The sequence below is a fragment of the Methylomonas sp. HW2-6 genome (assembly GCF_052474525.1).
Genome location: NZ_CP184124.1, coordinates 356,529 through 379,110 on the forward strand (window position 1 = coordinate 356,529; position 22,582 = coordinate 379,110).

The window sequence follows — 22,582 nt, forward strand, 5'->3', positions numbered from 1 at the left end:
ATGACAATCGGCAACTGTTTACGCCGCAACCGGCTCGAGCATAAGCAAGCCACCCCGGTTCATGCTAACGTAGCCGCAGACACCAGGAACAGAATTAACGACAACCATGCCCCCCGATCAATTTCAACGCAAACTACTGGCCTGGTTCGACAGCCACGGCCGCAAGGATTTGCCCTGGCAACGCGATATCAACCCTTACCGGGTCTGGATTTCCGAGATCATGCTGCAACAAACTCAGGTCGCCAGCGTGATCGGCTATTACGAACGCTTCATGGCGCGCTTCCCGTCGGTGCAAAGCCTGGCCGCCGCCGAACTGGACGAAGTTCTGCAATACTGGTCGGGGCTGGGCTACTACGCCCGCGCCCGCAACCTGCACAAAGCTGCGCAAATCGTCGCGGCCGGCGGCGGCGAATTTCCGCAAACATTGGCCGGCATGTGCGAATTGCCCGGCATCGGCCGCTCGACGGCCGGCGCCATTCTCAGCATCGCCTGCGGCCAGAGCCAGCCGATTCTGGACGGCAACGTCAAACGGGTGCTGGCCCGCTACCACGCAGTTTCCGGCTGGCCGGGGGAAGCCCGCGTCAGCGAGCAGCTATGGCAAATCGCCGCCGAATACACACCGCCGCAGCGCACCGCCGCCTACACTCAAGCCATGATGGACCTGGGCGCCACGCTGTGTACCCGCAGCAAACCGTTGTGCGAAATCTGTCCGGTCGCAGCCGGCTGCCAGGCCCGGCAGCAAGGTTTGACCCGGCAATTGCCGCAAGCCAAACCGCGCAAGGCTTTGCCGATCAAACAGACTTACTGGCTACTGCTGCAAGACGCGGACGACCGCATCTTGCTGGAAAAGCGGCCGCCAACCGGTATTTGGGGCGGCTTGTGGAGCCTGCCGGAATTCGACGACATGGCCGCCGCCGGCGACTGGTGTCGACAGCAGGGCCGGACCGAACAAACTCCGCAAGTGCTGCCGACCAGGCGCCACACTTTTTCCCATTACCACTTGGATTACACGCCACTGCTGGCCAGACTGGAAAACCCCAGAAACAATGTGATGGAAGCGGATCGGACGGTTTGGTATAAAGCCGCCGACTTTGCGTTACTTGGCTTGCCGACACCGGTCAAGCGCCTGCTGCAACAACATTATCCCGAGGATTATTATGACGAGAATGGTTAAATGCGTGAAACTGGGCATCGAAGCGGAAGGGCTGGATGCACCGCCGTTTCCTGGCCCGAACGGCCAACGCATTTTCGAGCACGTCTCGAAACAGGCCTGGAAAGACTGGCTGGCGATGCAGACGATGATCATCAACGAGCGCCGCCTGGCCAGTTTCGACCCATCGGCAAAAAAGGTATTGGAAGCGGAGCGCGAGAAATTCCTGTTCGCCGGCGGCTTCGAAATGCCGGAAGGTTACGTACCGAAAAAGGATTGAACCGCTGGGCGGCGCGGCCGGTTTCAGGCCCACCGCCCTGCACAACTTTTGTCTATCCGATATCTGAGCATAAATTTGACAAGCGGGGCTTCACTGGCAGACTGGCGAGCGTTATCAACCGTGCCAGGAGACAGCCATGAGCGCAACCGTAGCCCCGCAAATTCAATCGATGCGCACCGCTCTCAGCGACGCCAATTGGGTCGGCCGCATCGTCGACGTGTTTTACGCCAAGATGCTCGACGACTACCGCATCAACCGCTTCTTTTTCACCAAACCGGCATCCGAACAAACCGCGGCGCTAAAGACTTACCTCAAGGCTTATTTCAGCAGCTTCAATAGCAAAGACGCAGCGGTTCTGGAAGCGCTGGACCAGTATTTCACGGTGGCTTTTGCCCGCACCAACGCCAAGCCCAGCCTGGTCACCGGCAACGATTTCGCATTTTTGCTGGACATTATCGGCGGTCAGGAAATCAGAACCATCACGCTGCTATGTCCCGCGCACAGCTTCCTGATCAAGCTGGGACCGGATGACTTCCATTACGACATTGTGATGGAACATCTGAACGCAACCCTGCAGCAATTGAACGTCGCCGACGATCTGGCTTACCAAATTTTGGCCTTGGCCGAAAAAGGCCGTAACGGATTGCTGGCGCGCGGCAGCGAAGCCAAGAAAGCCGCCTGACGCACCAATCGTCGGTACGGCAACCTCAGCGCAAAATATCGTCGCCTGAGGTTCTGGCGTAATCTTCCGGGAAAGCGGTTTGGATATGAATTTCTTCGCGACTGCTACCCGGCAGTTTGCAAACCAGGATAAACAACTGCAGGATAAAGCCGTCGCCCTTGTGGGTGGATAGCCAGTCGAACGACGTTTGGGCGCCCTTGGTTTTCGGACGATACACAGTAAAGATGTCGAAATCGCGCCCTTTGCGTAATACGACGCCGCGAATTTCGACCTTTTTGCATTGCGGATTGTTGAGCTTGGCCAACTCAATCTGGCCCGGCACCGAATTCAACACCTCGTGTACGGCCTGGATCAGGTGTTTGCGCGAACCGAGTAGAATCGAATCTTTCGCCGGTAACTTGGCGCCGCCGCGCGAAAAAAAATCCTCGCGCGCCTCGGTGTGTAGCGAAATGGCGTGACCGGGCTTGGCGACAGCGGCGGCCAATTCGGGCCGCGGCCGACGCTCGCTGTCGCACAATATCCGGTGAACTTCGTCCAGGCCGTAGCGGCGGTTATAAGCCATCGCTTGATTCCTTTCCGAAAACCGGCCGGCCCGAACTTTACTTCTTCACGTACAAGTCGGTGATCGTGCCTTCGATCATCTCCGCCGCGAAGGCGAAGGTTTCCGACAGGGTCGGATGCGGATGGATGCTGAGGCTGATGTCGGTGGCATCGGCGCCCATTTCCAACGCCAATACCGCTTCGGCCACCAATTCGCCGGCGCCGGGACCGGTAAAACCGGCACCGAGAATGCGGCCTGTGGCTTTATCGGTCAGGATTTTGGTCAAGCCTTCGCTGCGGCCCAAGGCAAGCGAACGGCCGGAGGCGGCCCAGGGGAAGGTGGCTTTGTCGTATTCGACGCCTTGTTGTTGGGCCTGGGTTTCGGTTAAACCCATCCAGGCCACTTCCGGGTCGGTGTAAGCCACCGACGGAATGGTCAATGCATCGAAACCGGCTTTGTGGCCGGCGATGGTTTCGGCGGCGATTTTGCCTTCGTGAGTGGCTTTGTGCGCCAGCATCGGGTTGCCGACGATGTCGCCGATCGCAAAAATATGACTAACGTTGGTGCGGCCTTGTTTGTCGACCGTAATGAAACCACGTTCGTCGACATTAACGCCGGCCTTGTCGGCATCGACCAGCTTACCGTTGGGGCGGCGACCGACCGCGACCAATACCGCGTCGAAGGTTTCGCTTTCCGGCGCGTCTTTGCCTTCCATCGCCACCTTAATGCCGGCATCGGTGGCTTCCATCGCCTTGACGCTGGTTTTCAGCCACAGGTTGTCGTACTGCTTTTTGATCTTGCGTTGCAGCGGCGTGACCAAATCCTTGTCGCAGCCGGGGATGATCTGGTCCATCAACTCCACCACGCTGATTTTCGAACCCAATGCATGGTAAACCGTCGCCATTTCCAGGCCGATGATGCCGCCGCCGACGATCAGCAGTTTCTCCGGCACGCTGCTCAGACTCAAGGCGTCGGTGGAGTCCCAAACCCGCGGATCGTCGTGCGGGAAGCCGGGAATTTTGGTCGGCTGCGAGCCGGCGGCGATGATCGCGTTGTCGAAAGTCACGGTCTGGATACCGGACTCGTTGGTCACCGTCAGGCTGTTGGCGCCAGCGAATTTACCCTCGCCGTGAATCACCGTCACCTTGCGCTGTTTAGCCAGTTTGGCCAGACCGCCGTTCAGGGTTTCGGTCACGCTCTGCTTCCAGCTTCTGACTTTGTCCAGATCGATTTGCGGCTTGCAAAAACTAACGCCGTGCGCGGCCATGTCCTCGGCTTCGTGGATGATTTGCGCGACGTGCAACAATGCCTTGGACGGAATGCAGCCGACGTTCAGACAAACGCCGCCCAATACCGGATGGCGTTCGACCAAAACCACTTGCTTGCCCAAATCTGCGGCGCGAAACGCCGCGGTATACCCGCCCGGGCCGCCGCCCAAAACCAGAACTTCGGCGTGAGTTTGTGTATTGCTCATGAAATGGAACTCCCTGAATGGTGAAATCGGTTACCGCCGCCTTCGGCAAGCTGGCGCATAGCTTATGCGACGATTTTACCGGTTACCGCGCAGGATAGAAAATTAATCGGCCCCGGCCAAGAGTCCGCTGATTCGGCAGGGGCGATTGGCCGGGAATTCGGGACGGTAGCCGCAGCTCGGCCGACCTGCGGCGCGTACTGCCAAAGACCCTATTTATTCATCGCGATGATGTTGTTAATCAAGCTTTTACCGGGAAAATCCATCATCACCATACCGATCCGCTTGCTGACCCGGATATTGAGATTCAGGGTTTGGTAAACCTGATTCAATGCGGCGTAATTGGTACGCAGATTGCGCAAAAATTGGCTGCTCAGCGGATTGGTACCGAGAAAGGCGATCGAACACAGCTTGCCCAGGCAATTCACCCGCGGAAAATCCGGATAGGTGTTGGGATTGGTCAACGTGGTCAAGCCGGTCATCAACTGCGGCGCATCGGTTTGCGGCGAACTTTTGCCGCTGGCGGCGAAGTACGGAAAACCGCCGGTGGAACCGGTCAGACAGCGGTTAATATAGATTTTGTCCTGGTCGCCACTGGCGGCCGCCATGAATTGGGTCCTGGCCTTTTCCCAAACCCCGTACAAGTCCCAATTGCTATTTAAAGGGCAGTCGTCTGGCGCAGTACCCTGCCGCTCCAGCTCCCTAAAGTTGATACCCTGCCGGGTCGATTCCGCGAAGTTTTGCAGCAGCACGACCTTGCCGCGTACCGTGCCCAGCGCCGGATTGAAGTTGCCGCCGGGTTGCCAGAACAGGCCGGGATATTTGGCGGTAATCGCGTCGTAGGTCTGACGGAATTCGCGGGTATTACCGGTCGGAGTCGATTCTTCCTTGACCCGCATCACCACAGTTTCGCCGGGGTGTTGCGTCAAAAACGCCTGCACCGCGTCGAGTACGTCGGTAAAACTGGCTTTCTGGTAAACCGTTCCGTGGTAAATCAAAAAGTTGTTGTTGACGTGGCGGCAACGGATATCCAATACCCGGATGCCGGCTTCGAGTTGCTCGCGCAGATCCATGGATTGGGTTTGCGGAACATCGCCGCCGTACAAAGACATCGTGTCGTGAGTACCGGGTAGGGATAGCTGGCTTAGTTTCAGCGTATCCGGCAGTTCGGCCAGCCAGTCCGGGTTGTAGGCGCCGTTGTCGGCGTCGTGGGAATAGGCTTCGCGGTCGATCACGGTGGCGGCTTCGGCGTTGACGGCGACCAGGCCGGCGATGGCGAATGCGGTTAGCGTGGCGGTGAATTTCATGGCTATCTCCTGGTTTTGGTTATCGGGTGCCGAAGTTCAACTTCGGTTAACCGATAACAGTCAAACCGCGTGCCAATACAGCAAGCACAACCCAGGATATTGATTTATATCGCTTATTTTAGATTCAGCGCGGAATTTTCCGCAGCAGACGTATTCCATGCTGCACGAAATACCGTAGATCTACCTTATGTCGTGCGACTCCTTTCCAGAAATAGTCGCAATCAATCGGCGTGCCGAAGCGGGGAAAGGGCGCTATTGGCTCATGCTTTTCGCCCCCAGCGTTGCAGATCAATTCTTTCCGCCTAGCGCTAGCGATTCAGGCGGGCGGAGCGCCAAAAACCGCAGAGCCCCCATCCAAAGAGCCAGAAAGCCCCCGGCAACGGCACAGTTTGCAACACCACATTATCCAATCCGGCGGTTTCGACAATACCATTGGTAAATTCACCGTGGATGTATAGCCCGCTCAAATTGGATAGCACATTGCGGAAGTCGTTTTCACTGGCAAAGCCGCCGGTCGAGGTACCCAACCTCCATTCGGACGACGGCGTAAAGCTCAAACCAATGTGCGTCCAACCACTATTGGGTACGATGTCTGGATTGCGCTTCCAAAGCAAGCGTAGGCCATTCCCGACCAACATGACGTCGGTAGTCTGCCAATTTACGTCGCCGTTGCGGTAGGTCAAATCATAGGACAGACCGGTGGCCGCCGACTGAGCCCCCAGAAATGCGCCCGGCGCGGAAAAGGTAAAGTCGCCGGCATCCGGGTCGTTTGCGGCAAGATAGTTGCCAGGGTTGCCGCCGCCGGTCATGAAACTGGGCTGGTATTGACCGACAATCCTGTAGTCGTTCTGGCTAAAATCGGCAAAGCTGACGATTTGCCAGCTCTCGCTGTCGACATCGAACGAACTGGTCACACTGGCTTGCGCCGGTTGCAAAATCAGCGCGAACACAACGTTAAAATAGAATAGACGGGCTAGTTTCATCTTCACTTCTCCCAGGGCAAACAACCCGGTATTTTCGTTAGCGTTAATCCGCGCCAGCGCAGACTAACAGCCGCAGTCAGGCACGCTCTCGTGAAATATTAGCAGGCTGTCGAAATTAGTTGGCATCGATTCCAAATAAATACCAATGCCGAAAGCGTCCACGGGCGACCATTTTCAAGCCATCCTTTCGCCGCCTACGGTCCCGCCCTTAACCGGCAACCGCGGAAAATTAAGGCCGCAGCGCGCATGTCTCGTAAAAAATTACATGTCGGTTTTAACGGTCTTTGTTAAAATATTTGACGTTACGGAGTGTAGCTCAGCTTGGTAGAGCACTGCCTTCGGGAGGCAGGGGCCGGAGGTTCGAATCCTCTCACTCCGACCAAATTTTCCGCAGATTTACCCTCGGTTTCGTTTGCCATGAAACCGGACCCCGCCCTTCGGCCTCACCGGACATTGATAAAGCTTTCAGCCTTCGCTGAGCATCATGATCGAATACAAGCGCCCTATCTACTGCGCATCCGGTTTTTCGATTAACCAAGTCGTTTCTCGCGCTGGCACCTTACCTTTCAAACCGCCTTCAACTACAGTGCAGGCCAACGGCGTCAAGCGGTAATTGCCGGCATAAAGGTCGCGCACTTCGTCGGCAGCCACAGAAAACGGCGGGCCTTCCGCCAGCATTTGGTCGTATTCGTATGCCACCAACAACTGCGGCGCGGCGCCAGTCAAGCCAGTCAGATGGGCTGCGTATTTTTGCCGGATTTCGGCGGGCAGCGCGACTAAAGCGGCACGGTCGTAAACCGCGTCTACCGGACCGAGCAGGTCGGCCGACAGCTCGAAAATATCACCTACGAACAGGTCGATGTTATCCGCCCGATAATACCATAGCGGGCCGGCCGATTGAGTCTACGGCGCCAGTTCCAGTTCGTCGAACAATTCCTCGACCGCGATCTTGCTCAGTTCGGCGCCGGCGACGCGGAAACCGGATGCCAGCAACCAGGCGATGTCGCGGGTTTTACCGCACAAGGGCAGCATTACCCGGCTGCCGATCGCCAAATTCAATTTACCGAAATGAGCCACCAATAACGGGTTGGCCTGTTGCTGATGAAAGCCGATTTCGCGGCGCTCCCATTTTTGGTGCCAAAAAGTCGCATCCATGTTTTCTCCTCACGGGTTCGGGGTCATTGCCATGCCGCCGCGTTGCATCGGGCATTGCGGCGCATGGGGTTCCAGCTCAGAATACGAGCTCAAGCCGACTTTAAGTCAAGCATTAATTTCGAAAGGAAAACGGATGGATATTGCCGAAGCTGCACGGATTTCCGGATTGCCGGCGTCCACGTTGCGGTATTACGAGGAAAAAGGCCTGATCCGCTCCAGCGGCCGGGTCGGCCTGCGGCGACAGTTCGATAACGCAACGCTGCAAAGACTGGGGCTGATCGCTTTGGGCCGGCGCGCCGGGTTGTCGCTGGACCAGATTGCCACGATGCTCTCGGCCGAAGGGATGAACATCGACCGCGATTTGTTGCGCGCGCAAGCTCGGGAGCTGGATCGCAGAATCCAGGAATTGGCCTTGATGCGCGATGGCCTGCTTCATGCCGCGGACTGCAACGCGGCCAGCCATTTCGAGTGCCCGAAGTTTTTACGCTTGCTGAAAATTTCTACGCGTAAGGCAGGAACAGGACGAATCGGGAAAAACTTCAAGCACGGCGACTAGCGCGCCGCAAAGTTTTCCCGACCCGCACGGAATCAATGCCCGGACAGCAATTCGCCGATTTTGGCGTCCAATTGCTCCGGCGTGGTGTTGCTGGGGAAAGCCGAGATTAATTCGCCGTTACGGCCGATTAGATATTTATGAAAGTTCCATTGCGGCGCCTGGCCGCTGGCCTCGGCCAGTTTCCGGAAGAATGGGTTGGCATTGGCGCCGGTCACCGCGCTTTTCTCCAGCATCGGAAAGGTCACGCCGTAATTGATGTAACACACTTTCGCGGTTTTTTCGGCCTCGTCGAATTCCTGATTGAAGTCGTTGGACGGAAAGCCCACCACTGCCAAGCCGCGATCCTTGTATTTTTGATATAGCGCTTCCAGACCTTTGAATTGCGGGGTGTAGCCGCAATTACTGGCGGTGTTGACCACCAGAACCAGCTTGCCCCGGAAGGCTTGGCAAAAGTCGATTTGTTCGGTGGATCGCAACCGGGCCATTTTAAAGTTCAACAAATCGGCGCAGGTTTCGGCGCCGAACGCCGGCAGCGCCACGCCGCAGATACTTAGCAATAACATCAAGGTTTTCATAGTCGTGCTCCGCTGTAACCAAGCAGGCCAGTTTACCGGGCTGCCCGGCAAGTCAAGCGCCGATCTTGAACTGGTTAATCAAACCGTTCAGATTTTCCGCCAACCGGTTGAGGTGGCTAGCGGCTTGCGTGGTTTGTTCGGCGCCGGTTGCGGTTTGTTCCGACAGGCTGGTGATGTGGATGATATTGCGATTGATTTCCTCGGTGACCGCGCTTTGCTGCTCCGAAGCGCTGGCGATCTGCAAATTCATCGCGTCGATCGTCGCTACCGAGCGGCTAATCGATTCCAACATCTGCATGGCATCTTGCGAGCGCTCGACGCCGATCTGGGCTTGATTACAGCTCTGTTGCATCACCCTGACCGCCTCGCGCGTACCGCTTTGCAATTGGGCGATCATGTTTTCTATCGTTGCAGTCGATTCTTGGGTCCGGCTGGCCAGGCTGCGCACCTCGTCGGCCACGACCGCGAAACCGCGGCCGTGCTCGCCGGCTCTGGCCGCTTCGATTGCCGCATTCAATGCCAGCAGATTGGTCTGTTCGGCGATGCTTTTGATCACATCCAACAACGCGCCGATCGATTCGCTGCTCTTTTCCAGATTTCGGATCACGTTAGCGGCCGCTTCGACATCTCGCGCCAGTTGGCTGATGGCCTGGGTAGTGCCTTGCACCACATTTTTGCCGTTTTTGGCTTGTTCGTTGGCGCTGCTCGCCGCTTGCGCCGCATTGTTGGTAGTAGACGCCACTTCGTGGATGGTCGCGCTCATTTCGGTGACCGCCGTCGCCACCGAAGCGGTTTCCTGGCGCTGGCGATCGATGTGGGCAGCACTTTGGTTGGCAACGCTATAGACTTGCTCAGAAGACACACGCAAGTCGGTACTGGTGAGCATGATCTCACGCAGCAGGGCCGAGCTGGTTTCGACCATCGCATTGAAGTTTTTGCCGATTTCGCGCATTTCGTCTGCGGAATCGATAGCCAGGCGCACCGTCAAATCGTTTTTGGCGATACGCTGGGTTGCACTATTGATCAGCGCGATATTCCGGTTAACCGAACGGGTCAACCCGGCCAGCAGCAGCACCACGACGAACAGCACGCCGGCCACGCCAGCCACGGTAAACTGCAAAGATTGGTTAGCCGCGTCAGCACGGGCTGCGAACAGCGCGCTCAGTTCGTGAATCAGACCGTCGTAAAGTCGGTAAGACTGGGTGATGGCTTCGGTAGCAGTCTGAAACACGCTGTCGCTGCCGACGTTGACGGTCTCGCTTTCCAGCAATTCGCGGCGGATTAAATCCTGCATTGCTGTCAAGGCCTGGATATGGTTTTGGATCAAGCTCTGTAGCTTGGCGCCGACAGCGGGATTTTCGGCAGCCGCCACCCGTAGGCCGCTATCCAGCTTATGGGCATAGGTGCCGATATTGGCCATCGAAAGCAGCAGTTTATTTTTCGCTTCGGGGCTGAGTTGGCCTTTCGCCGCAACACCGGAAGCCAGCGCTCGGGTTTGGCCCATGAATTCGATCAGTTGCGGTAAATCCGCGGTCAGCGCGAAACCCAGATGAAAGCTGTCCAGCTTCGGATCGAGGATGATGCCGGAAGTATTGGCGATATGGGTGATCAAATCCAGACCATCGGCAATCAAGTTATTGTGGGCTCCTATCACTGCGCTCAGTTCCTGATCCATCGCGTTGGTTTGGACTGTTTCCCATTGCTGCTTGAGTTTGTCCAACCGCTCCGCGGTTTTCAGGAGGGAAGTTGCCGTTTGGTCCAGCCGCGCCAACTCGGTGAAATCGGCGTTGATCTCCTGGCGTTTACCGACGATGCGTTCCTTGAACTGTCCGGCGCCGTTGCGGTAAGCATTAGTCATACCCCGGTGCTGTTGAATATGTTCGATCGGCAATCTCAGCAGCTTGATATAGTCCAGGCCCAGTCGTTCGCCTTGCAGATATTCGGCTTCGCCGACAAATTGCTTGACCAAAATGCTGCCCATCGCCAGCATCGGGATCAAGACTATCAAGAACAACAACGTGAATTTGGCCGGATAACTCAGTCTATTCATCAGCGTCACGGCCGGAGCAATCAAAAAATCCATAAATTAAGCCCTTGTAATTAATTGCTGCAAAGTATAGGCAAGGATTGTTCCGAACGTATTCGCAGCCGACAAATTTGGATGCTAACCCAACGCTGAGCAGCCGACCGCCAATCCCGCATAATTAGACTGGTTTTATCGCTTCGGCAGCCCCTCGACCGAAACGCGCAAAGTCAGTCGACTCAAGACCAGCCGACATGCCCGGGCACCGAGCCATCCGGCTTCTTTCCGCAGGAAGCGATGGGGTATGGCAAGATACGCATCGGGCAATTGATTTCTGCCGGCAAACCACGTAATTTTCAGCTCCGGCGACGGCCGAATCCCAATCGAAAAAAATAATAAGAGGGTAAAACATGTCAAACCCCTGCCGGACCCTGCCGGGTTACCGCCCATTAAAACGCTTGCGTACTGCGCTGGCGATTGCCCAGGGCACCAGCTTGCTGTCCACGCTATTGAACGAATTGGAAACCACGGTTTCTCACGATCAGACCAAACGGGTCACCTACATGACCGGTTTATATTCGCGGATTCACCGCGAAATGTTCAGCGACTGGAAAGAACAGCCCACGGTCCCGCACCGCCCCGGCACGATGCCGGAGGCCGATAAGCGCAAGCAATTCCGGATCGCCATCGAGCGCTTGGTGCTCGACGGCGACAGCAATCGCGACAGTGCGATTTTCGACAACAACGGTTTTGTTATTTACAGCGAAGACATCGCCGAGCGGCTGGCGAGCTTTTACCACTCGTTAAGGGTAATCAGGCCATTTGCTTACGGCAACCGGATCACGCTGGACTTCTTTATCACCGCATTAGGCAATCTGCCGGCCTTCAAAGCGGTTTACGACCAAGGCATCGATTTCCGCCGCCTGACCGCGGAAGACGCTCGGGTGTTACACAACCACGCCAGCCAGCACCGGGCATTGAGCCGAGCCTTCCAACACGCGCTGGATTGTACCCGCACCAAACACCTGCGCAATCATGCCAACCGCTACGGCAGATGGCCGGAGAACAAGCGCTTTTTGCTCGGCATTCCATTTCTGTCCCACACCACACCGGACGGCATCGAATGCCTGCTCACCGTCACAGGCGGCCTGGTGCCGTTGTCGAGCATTTCAGCCGAGCAACTGATCGCCGGCCAGCATTTCGCGGACAACCCGCTCAGTGTGTCTGAACACGTGATCGGCTATCTGCCCGGCACCGAGGACTTGCGCGCGCCGGGCAAGACCGAGGTCGACGCGATTCCGGTCCGCAGTGATGGGATTGCGCCTTTATTTTGCCTGGACGTCAACATGTTGACCGGTTTGCGCTCGCCGAGTCAGGCCGAACTGCTCGACCTGTTGCGACAGTGTGGCGGAGAACAGGCTAACTTGTTCTTATTGGCGGACAACCCGTCTTTAAAAGACAAGATGCTGACCGCCGCCCAGCGGGAGACAAGGCTGCGGCGCACGGTGGAAATCGCTTACGACCGGCTTGGCAAAATCAACCGCATCCTGCTGGCGGCCTGCGATGCGATCTTTACCGGTAAAACGCCGGCGGCGGAACCGCAGTTTTTAATGAGTATGGGCGGAGCCGGTGCCGGCAAAACCGCGGTTGAGGAAATTGCCGGCGCAATTTGCGGCGACAATTTCGTCATCGCATCGCTGGACGAATTCCGCAAACTCAGCGATTTATATCGTTTACTGACCGCCGCCAACCATCACAGCGACGATTACATTTACATCGAACCCTTCGCCAACCGGCTACGCGACCTGGTCGCGCAAAGGGCTCGCGAACAACGTATCAACATTTTGTACGACGGCACCGGTATTCCTTACCATCCGCGTTATTCGACGATTATCGGCCAATTCCGGGCGGCCGGTTTTCGCACGCAGATTACCGCAGTAGACGCTTTCTTGGTGAAGCCGGCCGGCCGGGAGTTAGAGCTATCGCGCTCCGGTGTGGTAGGCAGCGTCAAAACCCGGTTTCACGCGAGCGGCCGCGCCTTGCCTTGGGTTGTGACCATCGACAAGCACATACGCTCGCCGCAAGAGTTTTTGCACGCACTGGAAGACACGGCAGTGTCGAAAATATCGCTGTTCGCCAACGACGGCGAGCGCGACCGGCACTATCTGGTTGCCGAAAGCTTTCTGTTGGACGACGGCGAATTGGATCACCTGCAACAACAGCAGCTGAATGGCAACCTGGCATCACATTTACTCGACTTGACCCGCGCGCATCCCGATTCCACCTTGAAAAGCCTGGCCGGCACTGACGAGCAACGCTTGGCCGGTTTACTGGCACGCAACAGCGACATCGGCGAAGACAACGTCGGCTATTTGGTATACAAGGGCGCCGAAACCAACCGGGTATTGGCGATCTACCATTTGCGCCGGCTAATCGACTTCGTCGAGAAACGCCAACTCAATCCAAACGCATCCGGCGAAGAGGGCTTGCTGCATAAACCGGCCGCATCGGCATTTCACATCGATCCTTACGCAAAGGATTCCTGGGTGACCCGATTGCAAGGCAGCCTCGAATGAAGCCTATTGTCCTTTGGTTCAGTCACAGTTAAGTTTTAGCCCAGTATGATTGTCTGCAACACTTTTTTACTCGTTGGAGACAATCTATGAATGTGACCGCCATTTTCAAAAGCGCGGCGATGGCCGGCATCTTAATGTTATCGTCGGCATCCGCGCTGGCCGCGCCGACCAGCTTTAATTTCACCCGCATCACCAGCAACGGCGCCCAAGATGTCGGTAGCCAGTTGCAAATGGACGTTTACAACAATACCGACGCCGCGGCATTTTTGAATCAATCCCTGACCAACAAAATCCTGTTTACTTTTGCCAACAGCGCCCAGATCGCTTCCAACATCGCCGAAGTTTATTTCGACGATAGCGGCTTGCTGGCTTCGCAAACCTCGATCTTCAATAGCCTGAGCGGTTTTACCTCTTTCAGCCCGGTAAGCTGGACCAAACCCAACGGAACCTTGAAAAACGTAGTATTGCCGGGCGGCAATAACGCAGTTCCCGGTTTCGCGCCTACGCCTTATTTTGGTGCCAATGTCGACCCGGGCAATCCGAATCTCGGCGTGAATACCAGTTCCGATCTACTAGGAATCCTGGTCTCGCTAAATAGCGGCTACAGTTTCGACGACGTCACGACCGCGCTGACTAGCGGTGCGTTGCGGATCGGTTTGCACGTCAGATCGATCGGCGCGGCGGGCAACAGCGATTCTTTCATCAATAATTTAACGCCTACCGATACCGTTACCGGCGTACCGTTGCCGGCAAGCGCCTGGATGTTCTTGAGCGGCGTGGTGGGTTTTTTGGGCTGGCAACGCCGCAAAACCCTCGCTTAATTTTCCGCACTCCAGGCATTGAACGGCCCGCTTCTGCGGGCCGTTTTGATTTCCCTTCCCGAATTTCGGCAAACCTTTCTGTTTGAATTTGCGGTTGGCTTTTTCCTGATTTCCTGCCGACAGCTACCGCAAGACTCCCGCTAGCGGTGTAGCCAGATCAATGCGCATTTTTTCATTGCCGGAAACTCCCGTTTCAGCCCGCGAGATTGCAAATAACCGGCTCCGTGCTATACATTGGTGCGTTAGGCAGAAATTGCCGATTCAGATTTCATTCAACACGGGCGGGACCATGGAAATTCAATCGAAGTTATTAGGCAACCAGGAAATCAATCCGGAAACCATCATCAATTTTCCGCGCGGCCTGCCCGGTTTTGAAGATCAAACCCGTTTCAAACTGTTCCATCAAGAAGGTAGCGAAATCGTATATTGGCTGCAATCGGTGGACAATGAAGACCTGACCTTCTCGGTCGCACATCCTGCTCATTTCAACATCAACTACAACTTTACCGTGACCGATCCCGAGGAAGACTTGCTGCAAGTTGCCCCCGGTGACGAATTGGTAATTCTGATCCTGCTGCACAAGGACAACGAGCAGGAGAACGGCAAACCCACTATCAAGGGTTCGATTAAATCGCCGATCTTGATTAATGCCAACAAACGGATCGGCATGCAAAAGATACTGGTGGCGATAGAGCAGAGCATTACACTGACCGAGAAAGTCAGCGAAATAGACGTATCTGAAGCCTAAAAAGGCTATCGGCCGCCGCATCAACCGCGGCGGCCGATCGAATCAGGCGGCCTGAACAGGAATGGAATGACTGGAATGAGTGATTTTGTTGTTGCCGTCGAAGTAAACCAAAGTCGGCTTGTAGTTTTTCAGTTCCTTCTCGTCGAGACTGGCGAAGGCGCAGACGATAATTAAATCGCCGGGGCATGCCAAACGGGCGGCCGCGCCGTTAATCGAGAAAATGCCCGAGCCCTCTTCGGCACGGATAGCGTAAGTAGTAAAACGCTGGCCGTTGTTGATGTTATAGATATGGATTTGCTCGTATTCCCGGATCCCTGAAAAATCCAAAATCTTGCCGTCGATCGCGCATGAACCCTCGTAGTCCAATTCCGAATTGGTCACGCGGGCGCGATGCAGCTTGGCTTTAAGCATGTTTATGTTCATGGTAAGCAAGTTCCAATACTAGGGCAGGCGATTATGCCTGAAATCGGATTGGCTATCAAATTTAAGCATTAGCATTTTTGCGCGAAAACCCTGCATCTTCAAGCGCTTGGCATACAAAAATACACGTTGTCTATCAGGCGGGTAGAACCCAATTTGGCGGCGGCCAACACCACCAGCTCCGTATCGCCGGGTCCGGCCGGCTGTAAGTCGGCGATCCGGCAGACCGAAAAATAATCCACGTTAAATCCGGCCGCTCGCAACGCGTGTTTACCCCCGTCCTCCACCGCTCGATAATCGGCCGCCCCGGCCAGCAAGGCATCACGGGCTTCAATTAAAGCCCGGTATAAAGCCGGCGCAGTTTGCCGCTGCAGCTCGGTCAAATAACCATTGCGCGAACTCATCGCCAAGCCGTCGGCTTCCCGCACGGTCGCTACACCCTGCACCGTAACCGGAATATTCAAATCGGCCACCATCTGCCGAATCAGAGCCAACTGCTGAAAATCCTTTTCCCCCATCAACAACCAATCCGGTTGAACCATGTTCAACAACTTGCAAACCACCAGGGCGACGCCGTCGAAATGACCGGGCCGGCTGGCACCGCAATGCAAAGCAGATAGCCCCGCAACCGACACCCGGGTTTGCGAAGCCCGCGGATATATTTCGGCGACACCGGGCAAGAACAATAAGTCGGCGCCGCAGGCGGCCAATTTTTCCGTATCCTGGGTTTCGGTGCGCGGGTAGCTGTCGAAGTCTTCGTTCGGGCCGAATTGGGTCGGATTAACGAAAATACTGGCGACAACCCTGTCCGCTTGCGTCTTGGTGGTTTCGACCAAATGAATATGGCCGGCATGCAGATTGCCCATGGTCGGCACGAAGCCGATGCTCTGGCCGGCTTGCCGCCATTGCCGAATGATTTGCCTTAACTCGGCGACGTTATCGACCGTTTGCATGGATTAGTAGCTGTGTTCCAACCCGGGGAATTGCGCGGCTTTAACCGCCTGATGGTAACGGCCGACAGCGTCTTCTATGCTCGCCGCACCGGCCATGAAGTTGCGGGAGAAGCGGGGCCGATTGCCGGCACCGATGTTGAGCATATCGTACAACACCAGTACCTGACCGTCGCAGTCGACGCCGGCGCCGATACCGATCACCGGAATGCCCAGGGTTTGGCTGATTGTTTTGGCCAGCGCAGCCGGCACGCATTCCAGCACCAACAGCCCGGCCCCGGCTTGTTCCAGTTGCTGCGCCTCTCGCAAGATAGCTTCGGCCTGCGCAGCGTCGCGGCCTTGCACCCGATATCCGCCCAAGCGGTTGACCGATTGCGGCAGTAAACCCAGATGGCCGCAAACCGGCACACCTTGGTCCGCCAGAAAACGCACCACGTCGATTTTTGCGCCCTCCAGCTTGACCATCTGCGCCATGCCTTGCTGCATCAAGCGCGCAGCATTGGCCAAGGCTTGGGCTGGTTCGGCGTAGCTGGCAAACGGCAAATCGGCGACGATGAAAGCCCGTTGCGCCGCGCCTGCCACGCACCGGCAATGGTAAGCCATGTCGTCGACCGTGACCGGCACGGTGCTGTTGGCACCTTGGATCACCATGCCCAACGAATCGCCGACCAACAGCACGTCGATTCCGACCTGATCCAACAGCGCCGAGAAACTGGCATCGTAAGCGGTCAGGCAACTGATCTTCTCGCCGTTACGCTTCATCGCGGCCAAATCGCTGATGGTCAGACTTTTTGCGGTATCGGCGTAAAGTTTCACGGCTCCAGCCTCTGTAAACCGGCCTGAGGGCAAGCAGCCAGCAAGTCCACCAGCGGCCCGAACCCTGGGATAGGCAAATCGGCCGGCGCGATGTCGGCCAACGGATACAGCACAAACCCCCGTTTCGCCATTTCCGGGTGCGGTACGACCAACTGTGCTTCGGTGATTATGCTTGCCCCGTAAAGCAGAATATCTAGGTCCAGCGTCCTTGCCCCCCAGCGAACCAAACGCAAACGGCCATGGGCGGTTTCGATAGCCTGCAATTGGCGTAGCAACTCGGCTGCCTCCAGACTCGTGGATATTTTCATCACCGCGTTGACAAAGTCGGGCTGATCCTGCGGGCCAACCGGTGCGCTACGGTAAAGTGGAGAAAAGGCCAATTCGGCGACGCCGGCTAGCGTCGAGATCTCGGTCCGCGCTTGCTTGAGTTGTTCGACCGGATTGTCCAGATTGCTTCCCAGGCCGATATAGGCTTCGACGCCGGGATTCAGCGCCGTCATTGCGGATTGGCGACCGGCTTGGTTCGAGAGCGGTAGCGGCCGGATTTGCGGTTGCGCGGTTTGCCGCCGCCGGATTTGCCGGGCGCAGTCATTTGTTTGCGCAATTCCTCGTCGGCCTCCTGGAACTGCGCCCACCATTCCACCAGTTGCGGATCGGCGCCGCCGGTTTCCGCCCGCAACTGAAAGAAATCGTAAGCCGCCCTGAATTTAGGCTGCTCCAGCAAGCGATACGGCCGGGTGCCGACGGTGCGGGCAAACTTGGGCTGCATGAACCAGACGTCGCGCATCGACTGCGTGATGTGTCTGGGCATTGCGGTGATTTTGATTTGCCGCGCCAAAACTTCGTTGGCGGCGTTTTGGTAAGCCAGCGTCTCGTTTTCGCCGTTGGCGATGCGCTTTTGCGCGGCGACCTGCAGCGGCTCCCACAGCAGTGCGGCCAGCAGAAAATAAGGCGTCAGCGTCTTGCCGTCGTTATAGCGCCGGTCGGAGTTTTCCAGCGCTCGAATCAAAAACAGACGCGGAAAGTCCTGTTCCTGGGTAGTCAGACAGCGCTCGGTCTCCGGGAACAAAATTCCGAACAACCCGTAATGCCGGAGCATTTCGAAGGTTTGCAAACCGTAACCGGCCAAGAACAGCTTTAATACCTCATCGTAAAGCCGGGCGGAGGGAATGCTTTTCAGCAAGTCGGCCTGAGCGTGAATCGGTTTCTCGGTGTCCGGATGCAGCGTAAAGCCCAATTTGACGGCAAAGCGAATGGCTCTGATCATCCGCACCGGATCTTCCCGGTAACGGACTTCCGGATCGCCGATCAGGCGCAACACCCCGGCCGCGTGGTCCTGCATACCGCCGGTGTAATCGACCACCGAAAAATCGCGGATGTTGTAATACAGGGCGTTGACCGTGAAATCGCGACGCCAGACGTCTTCTTCCAAAGTTCCGAACACGTTGTCGCGCAGCAAGCGGCCGTCTTCGTGCACCACTTGGCGGTCGGATTCCTCGTTATCGGCGCCGCCGCGAAAGGTGGCGACTTCGATTATTTCCCGGCCGAAGAAGACATGGGCCAAGCGGAAGCGGCGGCCAATAATGCGGCAATTGCGGAATATTTGTTTCACCTGCTCCGGGCTGGCGTTGGTCGCCACATCGAAATCCTTGGGCTCCCGTCCCAGCAGCAAGTCCCGCACGCAACCGCCGACCAGATAGGCTTCGAAATCGGCTTTTTTCAAGCGCGTCAATACCTTGAGTGCGTTCTCGCTGATTTGGGTGCGGGAGATGCAGTGCTCGGAACGCGGATAAATCTTCGCTCTATCGGCAACGACCGGCTCACTGACCGATGGTGCGGCCAAACTCACGGGTGCAAAGATCTTTTTGATGAAGCTAAAAATAATTGTATTCCTTTAATTGATTGAAACCTGCCAAACCGTGTGGCTGCAGCACGCGCAGCTATCAGGCTTTATCATAACACCTCGCCAGAATTAAGCTCAATCGAGCACTTTCTTTTACATTCCCTTGTGTTGAATGTAGAATTCGACCATGCGCCGCGTACCGGCGTAATACCTTGAATACCAGTCAAGCCCGCACCCATTCGTCAGGCCGCGGGCACTTTACTTCGGAGTGTGGAGCGTATGTTTAAAAAGATGTTGCTGGGCTTTGTCGACCGCCCATTGTTCACCAGCCTGTTTGTTGCCGATTTCGCGATCTTGCTGTTCCATCGGCCGCCTTTCGTGTTTTCCATCGCCATGGTCGGCGCATTGGTCGGAATGAGCATGTACATGGGACAAAAACTGGCCCTGTTCGAACAATAATTGCGCAGAGCAAATCCACCGAGCCAACCTGAACCCGGCACCGCTGCCATAGCGAGGCCGGGTTTTTTACGCCGCATGGGAGCCGTCATATACGACGCACTGCTTTTGTTGGCTGTGCTGTTCCTGGCTACTGCACTAGCGCTACCCTTCAACGGCGGCGAGGCTTTCGCGGCAAGCCAAGTGTTGTATCCTATTTATCTATTGGCCGTGAGCTTTGCCTTTTACGGCTGGTTTTGGACCCACGGCGGCCAAACCCTGGGCTTAAAGGCCTGGAAAATCAAAGTCGTCTCCGCCAACGCTCAACCTGTCGGCTGGCCGCAAGCCACCCTGCGTTTTTTCAGCGCGCTGTTATCCTGGGCCTGTTTGGGTCTGGGTTTTCTCTGGTGCTTGTTCGACAAGGACCGCCAAGCCTGGCACGACCGCCTGTCCAAAACCCGCGTGGTTTACTGCGAAGAAAAGCGCTGAAGCCAAAATCGGATGTGCTATATTCCCGGCTCCATCTTCTTCATGAGCCGGGAGCACACAATGAAAACAATAACAATAGCCCTATCCCTGTTTGCCGCATTGACCGCCGCCAATGCCGTTGCCGACGTGAAGTTGGCGGACAACGCCAAGCTGTTGGGCAAATGGCAGGTCACTGCCGAATCCCTCGCCCTGGATAGAGAGAAAAAACCGCTCCGAGTAACCTGGGAATTTCAAAAAGACGGCACATTGGTCACCACCGGCGAAGATGCCCGTAGCGGCATCGGCGAAATGACCATTCCGATTAAATACAGCGTGGCCGACGGCTTAATCAAAAAGCAAGTCACTCCGGGCCGGGAAAAATACGAAGACTGCGCCGTCGTGGAACTGGACGAAAAAGATATGGTATTAAAATGTAAATTTCTCTATCTGTTCATGACCCGCAAATAAAACCCGCTTTCGCTCGAGCCGGTTGCCGCAGAGCAACCGGCGCCTTCTGCCAGATTCCACTCAGTATGCACCTGCCTTAGCTGGCCCGTTTCACCGCGTACAACGCGCAGCAAAACACCAAGGTACTCGGCAACATCGCCATCAACATCGGATTCATGTCGTAAACCAAACCGACATGGCCGGCAATCCGGTCGAAAATATTGAAGGTCATGCCGATCACAATACCCATCATGATCCGCGCTCCGGTACTGACGCCGCGGCCGATGCCGATCACGAACGGCGCCGAGACCATCAACATCACGAAGGTGACGAAGGGATTGATTAACCGGCTCCAAAACGCCAGCTCGTAACTTTGCGACTTCTGATTGTTCTGCTTCAGAAAATCGATATACATGAACAGATCGTACAGCGACAGGTTGTCGGAATTGACCACGGCCACTTTCAGCAGATCGGAGTCTATCCCAGAACGCCAAGCCTGCTGCTCCTGAGCGCCGGCGAGTATTTGCTGCGGCGTGACTTCCGAATGTTTGACCCCCTCCAACCGCCATTGCTTGTCGCCGAGAAACTGGGCGTGCTCGGCCTGAGTCACGCGCTGCAGATGTTTATCCTCGCCGACATCGTAAATCCGCACGTCAGCCAATGACCCGTCGTCCAGAATTTTGCGGACATTGATAAAACTGTCGCCTTCCCGCAGCCACATGCCGTATTGGGACCGCATCACCACGCCGTCGTGCAACGCCGTCGTTTTCAGCAACTGCGCGGCGCGTTCGCAAGGCGGCGCGACGAATTCGCCGACCAGGACCGCAACCACCACCAACACCAGCCCGGCCAGCATAATGGTGCGGATGATCCAGGCCACCGACAGTCCGGCACCGCGCATCGCGACGATTTCCCGGTTGTTAGCCATCGCCCCGACCACGAACAGGCTCCCCAACAGCGCCGAAGACGGCACCAATTCGTAAAATACCCGCGGCGAAGTCAAGGTCAGAAACCACAAAATGGTCTGCAAATTGTAGCCACCCTGGCCCAGGTCCTTTAATTCGTCGCTGAAGCTGAACAGATTGAACAAGGTCAGCAACAAAATCACCGCCACCAGCGATCCTTTCACGACTTCCTTGACGATATAAAGTGTTAACACATTCATCCGGCAACCTTTCCTGTCAGACTTTGCAAGCACCAGCGCCAACCGTACAGGCGGATCAGCATCGCTATCCCCAGTAACAATAACGCCGTATCCACCCAAAAATAACCGACCCAAGCCGGCAACGCGCCGCTGATGACCCAACTATGATTGACCCGCTGCAGGTTGCCGTAGACGAAGTAAATGCCGAAGGCGACCAGCATGCTGCCGTAGATGCCGCCGCGCGGGGACAGTTTGGCCAGCGGCACTGCCAAAACTGCCAGCAACACCACACCCAGCGGCGTATTCAAACGGTCTTGAACTTCCGCAATGTCGCGCAATTCCGGCGACACCCATAAGGCCCGGGTCGGGATCGCCTCCCGGCCCAGACTCAATACCGTGACTTTCTTTTCGATCAATACCGAATATTCCTGGAAGGCTTCGATCACGAAATCCTTATTGCCGGGTACGCCCATCACCCGCTGGCCGTTTTCCAACACCAGATACAAACCGCCCGGCAGATTTTTCAGCCAGCCCGATTCGGCATTGACCACGCCGAGCTTGCCGCCCTGCTTGTTTTGCACGAACACATGGCGCATGCGGCCTTCGTCGTCCACCGTTTCGGTATAGAAAATCAATTCGCCGTCGCTGTATTCGCTGAAACGCCCGGCGGAAATACCGCGGATATCGGCGTTTTGCTTGTCCTGGTGCATCAATTGTTCGGTCCGCGCCTCGGCCCACGGCGCCGCAAACATCGATAGACCTACGCCGACCAGACTGAGCGGAACCACCAGCAAGAATACCGACCGGTAAATCGTGAACGCCCCGCCGCCGGCCGAGGAAATGGCCGACATTTCCTGTTCGCGGTACATTCGTCCCAACACCATCAACACCGCCATGAACAAGGCGGCCGGTAAAAACGCCGTGGTGGCAATCACGATTTTCATGCCCAGCAAGGTCATCACCGTCTCATTGGCGATATTACCCTCAATGGCCTGTGCCAGCACCCGGATGAATTTGCGGCTGACGATAATCACCACCAGCACGGTCAGCACCGCCGTGACCGTGAAAAACAACTCCTTGATGATCATTTTATCCAGCACGGTCAACAGCCGAAACGGCCGGCCGGAACTGGGCATTGTGCGCTCGACGCTCAAAGACTCTCTCCCGATATTCTCATGTATAATCGGTCGC

23 protein-coding genes, 1 tRNA gene and 1 pseudogene are annotated in these 22,582 nt (G+C 56.2%); 11 read left to right on the forward strand and 14 right to left on the reverse strand.

The annotated features are described in order from the left end of the window. The first annotated feature begins 106 nt into the window (after positions 1-106). From mutY to ACH518_RS02705, 3 genes are all read left to right on the forward strand, one after another. Entirely contained in the window at positions 107-1,174 is a 1,068-nt protein-coding gene (mutY, locus tag ACH518_RS02695; RefSeq protein WP_445371774.1) for an A/G-specific adenine glycosylase, read from the forward strand. Beyond that, complete coding sequence (locus ACH518_RS02700) at positions 1,158-1,430, forward strand: oxidative damage protection protein (protein WP_140912750.1); 273 nt, start codon at positions 1,158-1,160, stop codon at positions 1,428-1,430. Before mutY ends, ACH518_RS02700 begins: the two co-directional genes overlap by 17 nt. Before the next feature lie 136 nt (positions 1,431-1,566). Then, on the forward strand, positions 1,567-2,112 hold the full coding sequence (locus ACH518_RS02705) for a hypothetical protein (RefSeq protein ID WP_445371775.1): 546 nt from the start codon (positions 1,567-1,569) through the stop codon (positions 2,110-2,112). Between the two features lie 25 nt (positions 2,113-2,137). On the opposite strand, the gene ACH518_RS02710 is transcribed toward ACH518_RS02705, so the two are convergent. From ACH518_RS02710 to ACH518_RS02725, 4 genes are all read right to left on the reverse strand, one after another. After that, a complete protein-coding gene (locus ACH518_RS02710) occupies positions 2,138-2,674 on the reverse strand; it encodes a hypothetical protein (protein WP_445371776.1) in 537 nt (178 codons plus the stop codon). A 37-nt stretch (positions 2,675-2,711) separates the two neighbouring features. Continuing rightward, on the reverse strand, positions 2,712-4,127 hold the full coding sequence (lpdA, locus tag ACH518_RS02715; protein WP_445371777.1) for a dihydrolipoyl dehydrogenase: 1,416 nt from the start codon (positions 4,125-4,127) through the stop codon (positions 2,712-2,714). Between the two features lie 209 nt (positions 4,128-4,336). Then, a complete protein-coding gene (locus ACH518_RS02720) occupies positions 4,337-5,431 on the reverse strand; it encodes a phosphatidylinositol-specific phospholipase C (RefSeq protein ID WP_445371778.1) in 1,095 nt (364 codons plus the stop codon). Positions 5,432-5,739: 308 nt separating this feature from the next. Further along, on the reverse strand, positions 5,740-6,414 hold the full coding sequence (locus tag ACH518_RS02725) for a laminin B domain-containing protein (protein ID WP_445371779.1): 675 nt from the start codon (positions 6,412-6,414) through the stop codon (positions 5,740-5,742). A gap of 305 nt (positions 6,415-6,719) precedes the next feature. On the opposite strand from ACH518_RS02725, the gene ACH518_RS02730 reads away from it, so the two are divergent. Continuing rightward, a tRNA-Pro gene (locus ACH518_RS02730) sits at positions 6,720-6,796 on the forward strand. A gap of 125 nt (positions 6,797-6,921) precedes the next feature. Here the strand turns inward: ACH518_RS02730 and tmpT are convergent. Further along, a pseudogene (gene tmpT / locus ACH518_RS02735) lies at positions 6,922-7,569 on the reverse strand (thiopurine S-methyltransferase). A 133-nt stretch (positions 7,570-7,702) separates the two neighbouring features. On the opposite strand from tmpT, the gene ACH518_RS02740 reads away from it, so the two are divergent. Further along, positions 7,703-8,125 (forward strand): helix-turn-helix domain-containing protein, encoded by a 423-nt coding sequence (locus tag ACH518_RS02740; protein WP_445371780.1) that lies wholly within the window; start codon positions 7,703-7,705, stop codon positions 8,123-8,125. Positions 8,126-8,157: 32 nt separating this feature from the next. Here ACH518_RS02740 and ACH518_RS02745 read toward each other — a convergent pair whose 3' ends face one another. Then, the gene (locus ACH518_RS02745; RefSeq protein ID WP_445371781.1) at positions 8,158-8,700 is read right to left on the reverse strand and encodes a glutathione peroxidase; all 543 of its coding nucleotides are present in this window, start codon (positions 8,698-8,700) and stop codon (positions 8,158-8,160) included. A gap of 52 nt (positions 8,701-8,752) precedes the next feature. Next, positions 8,753-10,783: a methyl-accepting chemotaxis protein gene (locus ACH518_RS02750; RefSeq protein WP_445371782.1), complete on the reverse strand. Its 2,031-nt coding sequence runs from the start codon at positions 10,781-10,783 to the stop codon at positions 8,753-8,755. A 350-nt stretch (positions 10,784-11,133) separates the two neighbouring features. Here ACH518_RS02750 and ACH518_RS02755 point away from each other — a divergent pair, with 350 nt between their 5' ends. From ACH518_RS02755 to fliW, 3 genes are all read left to right on the forward strand, one after another. Beyond that, positions 11,134-13,299 (forward strand): zeta toxin family protein, encoded by a 2,166-nt coding sequence (locus ACH518_RS02755; RefSeq protein WP_278210353.1) that lies wholly within the window; start codon positions 11,134-11,136, stop codon positions 13,297-13,299. An 86-nt stretch (positions 13,300-13,385) separates the two neighbouring features. Next, positions 13,386-14,120 carry a VPLPA-CTERM sorting domain-containing protein gene (locus tag ACH518_RS02760; RefSeq protein WP_445371783.1) on the forward strand — a complete coding sequence of 245 codons (735 nt, stop codon included), beginning with the start codon at positions 13,386-13,388 and terminating at the stop codon, positions 14,118-14,120. 289 nt (positions 14,121-14,409) lie between these two features. Continuing rightward, on the forward strand, positions 14,410-14,868 hold the full coding sequence (gene fliW, locus ACH518_RS02765; RefSeq protein ID WP_140912762.1) for a flagellar assembly protein FliW: 459 nt from the start codon (positions 14,410-14,412) through the stop codon (positions 14,866-14,868). 42 nt (positions 14,869-14,910) lie between these two features. Here the strand turns inward: fliW and panD are convergent, their stop codons facing one another. The 5 genes from panD to pcnB all read right to left on the reverse strand — a co-directional run bounded on the left by panD (position 14,911) and on the right by pcnB (position 18,903). Next, positions 14,911-15,291 (reverse strand): aspartate 1-decarboxylase, encoded by a 381-nt coding sequence (gene panD / locus ACH518_RS02770; RefSeq protein WP_140912763.1) that lies wholly within the window; start codon positions 15,289-15,291, stop codon positions 14,911-14,913. 98 nt (positions 15,292-15,389) lie between these two features. Further along, a complete protein-coding gene (gene panC, locus ACH518_RS02775; protein ID WP_445371784.1) occupies positions 15,390-16,241 on the reverse strand; it encodes a pantoate--beta-alanine ligase in 852 nt (283 codons plus the stop codon). A gap of 3 nt (positions 16,242-16,244) precedes the next feature. Further along, positions 16,245-17,054, reverse strand: a complete 810-nt coding sequence (gene panB, locus ACH518_RS02780) for a 3-methyl-2-oxobutanoate hydroxymethyltransferase (RefSeq protein ID WP_445371785.1) — start codon at positions 17,052-17,054, stop codon at positions 16,245-16,247. Then, positions 17,051-17,554, reverse strand: coding sequence for a 2-amino-4-hydroxy-6-hydroxymethyldihydropteridine diphosphokinase (gene folK, locus ACH518_RS02785; RefSeq protein WP_445371786.1), 504 nt, complete (start codon positions 17,552-17,554; stop codon positions 17,051-17,053). Before folK ends, panB begins: the two co-directional genes overlap by 4 nt. Continuing rightward, a complete protein-coding gene (pcnB, locus tag ACH518_RS02790) occupies positions 17,551-18,903 on the reverse strand; it encodes a polynucleotide adenylyltransferase PcnB (RefSeq protein WP_445371787.1) in 1,353 nt (450 codons plus the stop codon). Before pcnB ends, folK begins: the two co-directional genes overlap by 4 nt. 273 nt (positions 18,904-19,176) lie before the next feature. On the opposite strand from pcnB, the gene ACH518_RS02795 reads away from it, so the two are divergent. From ACH518_RS02795 to ACH518_RS02805, 3 genes are read left to right on the forward strand one after another with little or no spacing between them, the layout of a single operon-like run. Beyond that, positions 19,177-19,356 carry a hypothetical protein gene (locus ACH518_RS02795; RefSeq protein ID WP_140912768.1) on the forward strand — a complete coding sequence of 60 codons (180 nt, stop codon included), beginning with the start codon at positions 19,177-19,179 and terminating at the stop codon, positions 19,354-19,356. Then, entirely contained in the window at positions 19,357-19,821 is a 465-nt protein-coding gene (locus ACH518_RS02800; protein WP_445371788.1) for an RDD family protein, read from the forward strand. It abuts the gene before it with no gap. Positions 19,822-19,881: 60 nt separating this feature from the next. Then, on the forward strand, positions 19,882-20,268 hold the full coding sequence (locus ACH518_RS02805) for a hypothetical protein (RefSeq protein ID WP_140912770.1): 387 nt from the start codon (positions 19,882-19,884) through the stop codon (positions 20,266-20,268). A 76-nt stretch (positions 20,269-20,344) separates the two neighbouring features. Here ACH518_RS02805 and lptG read toward each other — a convergent pair whose 3' ends face one another. Both lptG and lptF read right to left on the reverse strand, forming a co-directional pair. Beyond that, on the reverse strand, positions 20,345-21,412 hold the full coding sequence (lptG, locus tag ACH518_RS02810) for an LPS export ABC transporter permease LptG (RefSeq protein ID WP_140912771.1): 1,068 nt from the start codon (positions 21,410-21,412) through the stop codon (positions 20,345-20,347). Further along, positions 21,409-22,545 carry an LPS export ABC transporter permease LptF gene (gene lptF / locus ACH518_RS02815; RefSeq protein ID WP_445371789.1) on the reverse strand — a complete coding sequence of 379 codons (1,137 nt, stop codon included), beginning with the start codon at positions 22,543-22,545 and terminating at the stop codon, positions 21,409-21,411. Before lptF ends, lptG begins: the two co-directional genes overlap by 4 nt. Positions 22,546-22,582 lie beyond the last annotated feature (37 nt).

Bases quoted from the DNA above. Each gene is read 5' to 3' on its own strand.
- ACH518_RS02795 (WP_140912768.1), top strand. From the start codon at position 19,177: ATGTTTAAAAAGATGTTGCTGGGCTTTGTCGACCGCCCATTGTTCACC.
- ACH518_RS02705 (WP_445371775.1), top strand. From the start codon at position 1,567: ATGAGCGCAACCGTAGCCCCGCAAATTCAATCGATGCGCACCGCTCTC.
- ACH518_RS02725 (WP_445371779.1), bottom strand. From the start codon at position 6,414: ATGAAACTAGCCCGTCTATTCTATTTTAACGTTGTGTTCGCGCTGATT.
- panD (WP_140912763.1), bottom strand. From the start codon at position 15,291: ATGAACATAAACATGCTTAAAGCCAAGCTGCATCGCGCCCGCGTGACC.
- mutY (WP_445371774.1), top strand. From the start codon at position 107: ATGCCCCCCGATCAATTTCAACGCAAACTACTGGCCTGGTTCGACAGC.
- ACH518_RS02805 (WP_140912770.1), top strand. From the start codon at position 19,882: ATGAAAACAATAACAATAGCCCTATCCCTGTTTGCCGCATTGACCGCC.
- panC (WP_445371784.1), bottom strand. From the start codon at position 16,241: ATGCAAACGGTCGATAACGTCGCCGAGTTAAGGCAAATCATTCGGCAA.
- lptG (WP_140912771.1), bottom strand. From the start codon at position 21,412: ATGAATGTGTTAACACTTTATATCGTCAAGGAAGTCGTGAAAGGATCG.
- ACH518_RS02720 (WP_445371778.1), bottom strand. From the start codon at position 5,431: ATGAAATTCACCGCCACGCTAACCGCATTCGCCATCGCCGGCCTGGTC.
- fliW (WP_140912762.1), top strand. From the start codon at position 14,410: ATGGAAATTCAATCGAAGTTATTAGGCAACCAGGAAATCAATCCGGAA.
- ACH518_RS02755 (WP_278210353.1), top strand. From the start codon at position 11,134: ATGTCAAACCCCTGCCGGACCCTGCCGGGTTACCGCCCATTAAAACGC.
- ACH518_RS02710 (WP_445371776.1), bottom strand. From the start codon at position 2,674: ATGGCTTATAACCGCCGCTACGGCCTGGACGAAGTTCACCGGATATTG.
- ACH518_RS02740 (WP_445371780.1), top strand. From the start codon at position 7,703: ATGGATATTGCCGAAGCTGCACGGATTTCCGGATTGCCGGCGTCCACG.
- ACH518_RS02760 (WP_445371783.1), top strand. From the start codon at position 13,386: ATGAATGTGACCGCCATTTTCAAAAGCGCGGCGATGGCCGGCATCTTA.
- ACH518_RS02745 (WP_445371781.1), bottom strand. From the start codon at position 8,700: ATGAAAACCTTGATGTTATTGCTAAGTATCTGCGGCGTGGCGCTGCCG.
- lpdA (WP_445371777.1), bottom strand. From the start codon at position 4,127: ATGAGCAATACACAAACTCACGCCGAAGTTCTGGTTTTGGGCGGCGGC.
- folK (WP_445371786.1), bottom strand. From the start codon at position 17,554: ATGACGGCGCTGAATCCCGGCGTCGAAGCCTATATCGGCCTGGGAAGC.
- ACH518_RS02750 (WP_445371782.1), bottom strand. From the start codon at position 10,783: ATGGATTTTTTGATTGCTCCGGCCGTGACGCTGATGAATAGACTGAGT.
- ACH518_RS02700 (WP_140912750.1), top strand. From the start codon at position 1,158: ATGACGAGAATGGTTAAATGCGTGAAACTGGGCATCGAAGCGGAAGGG.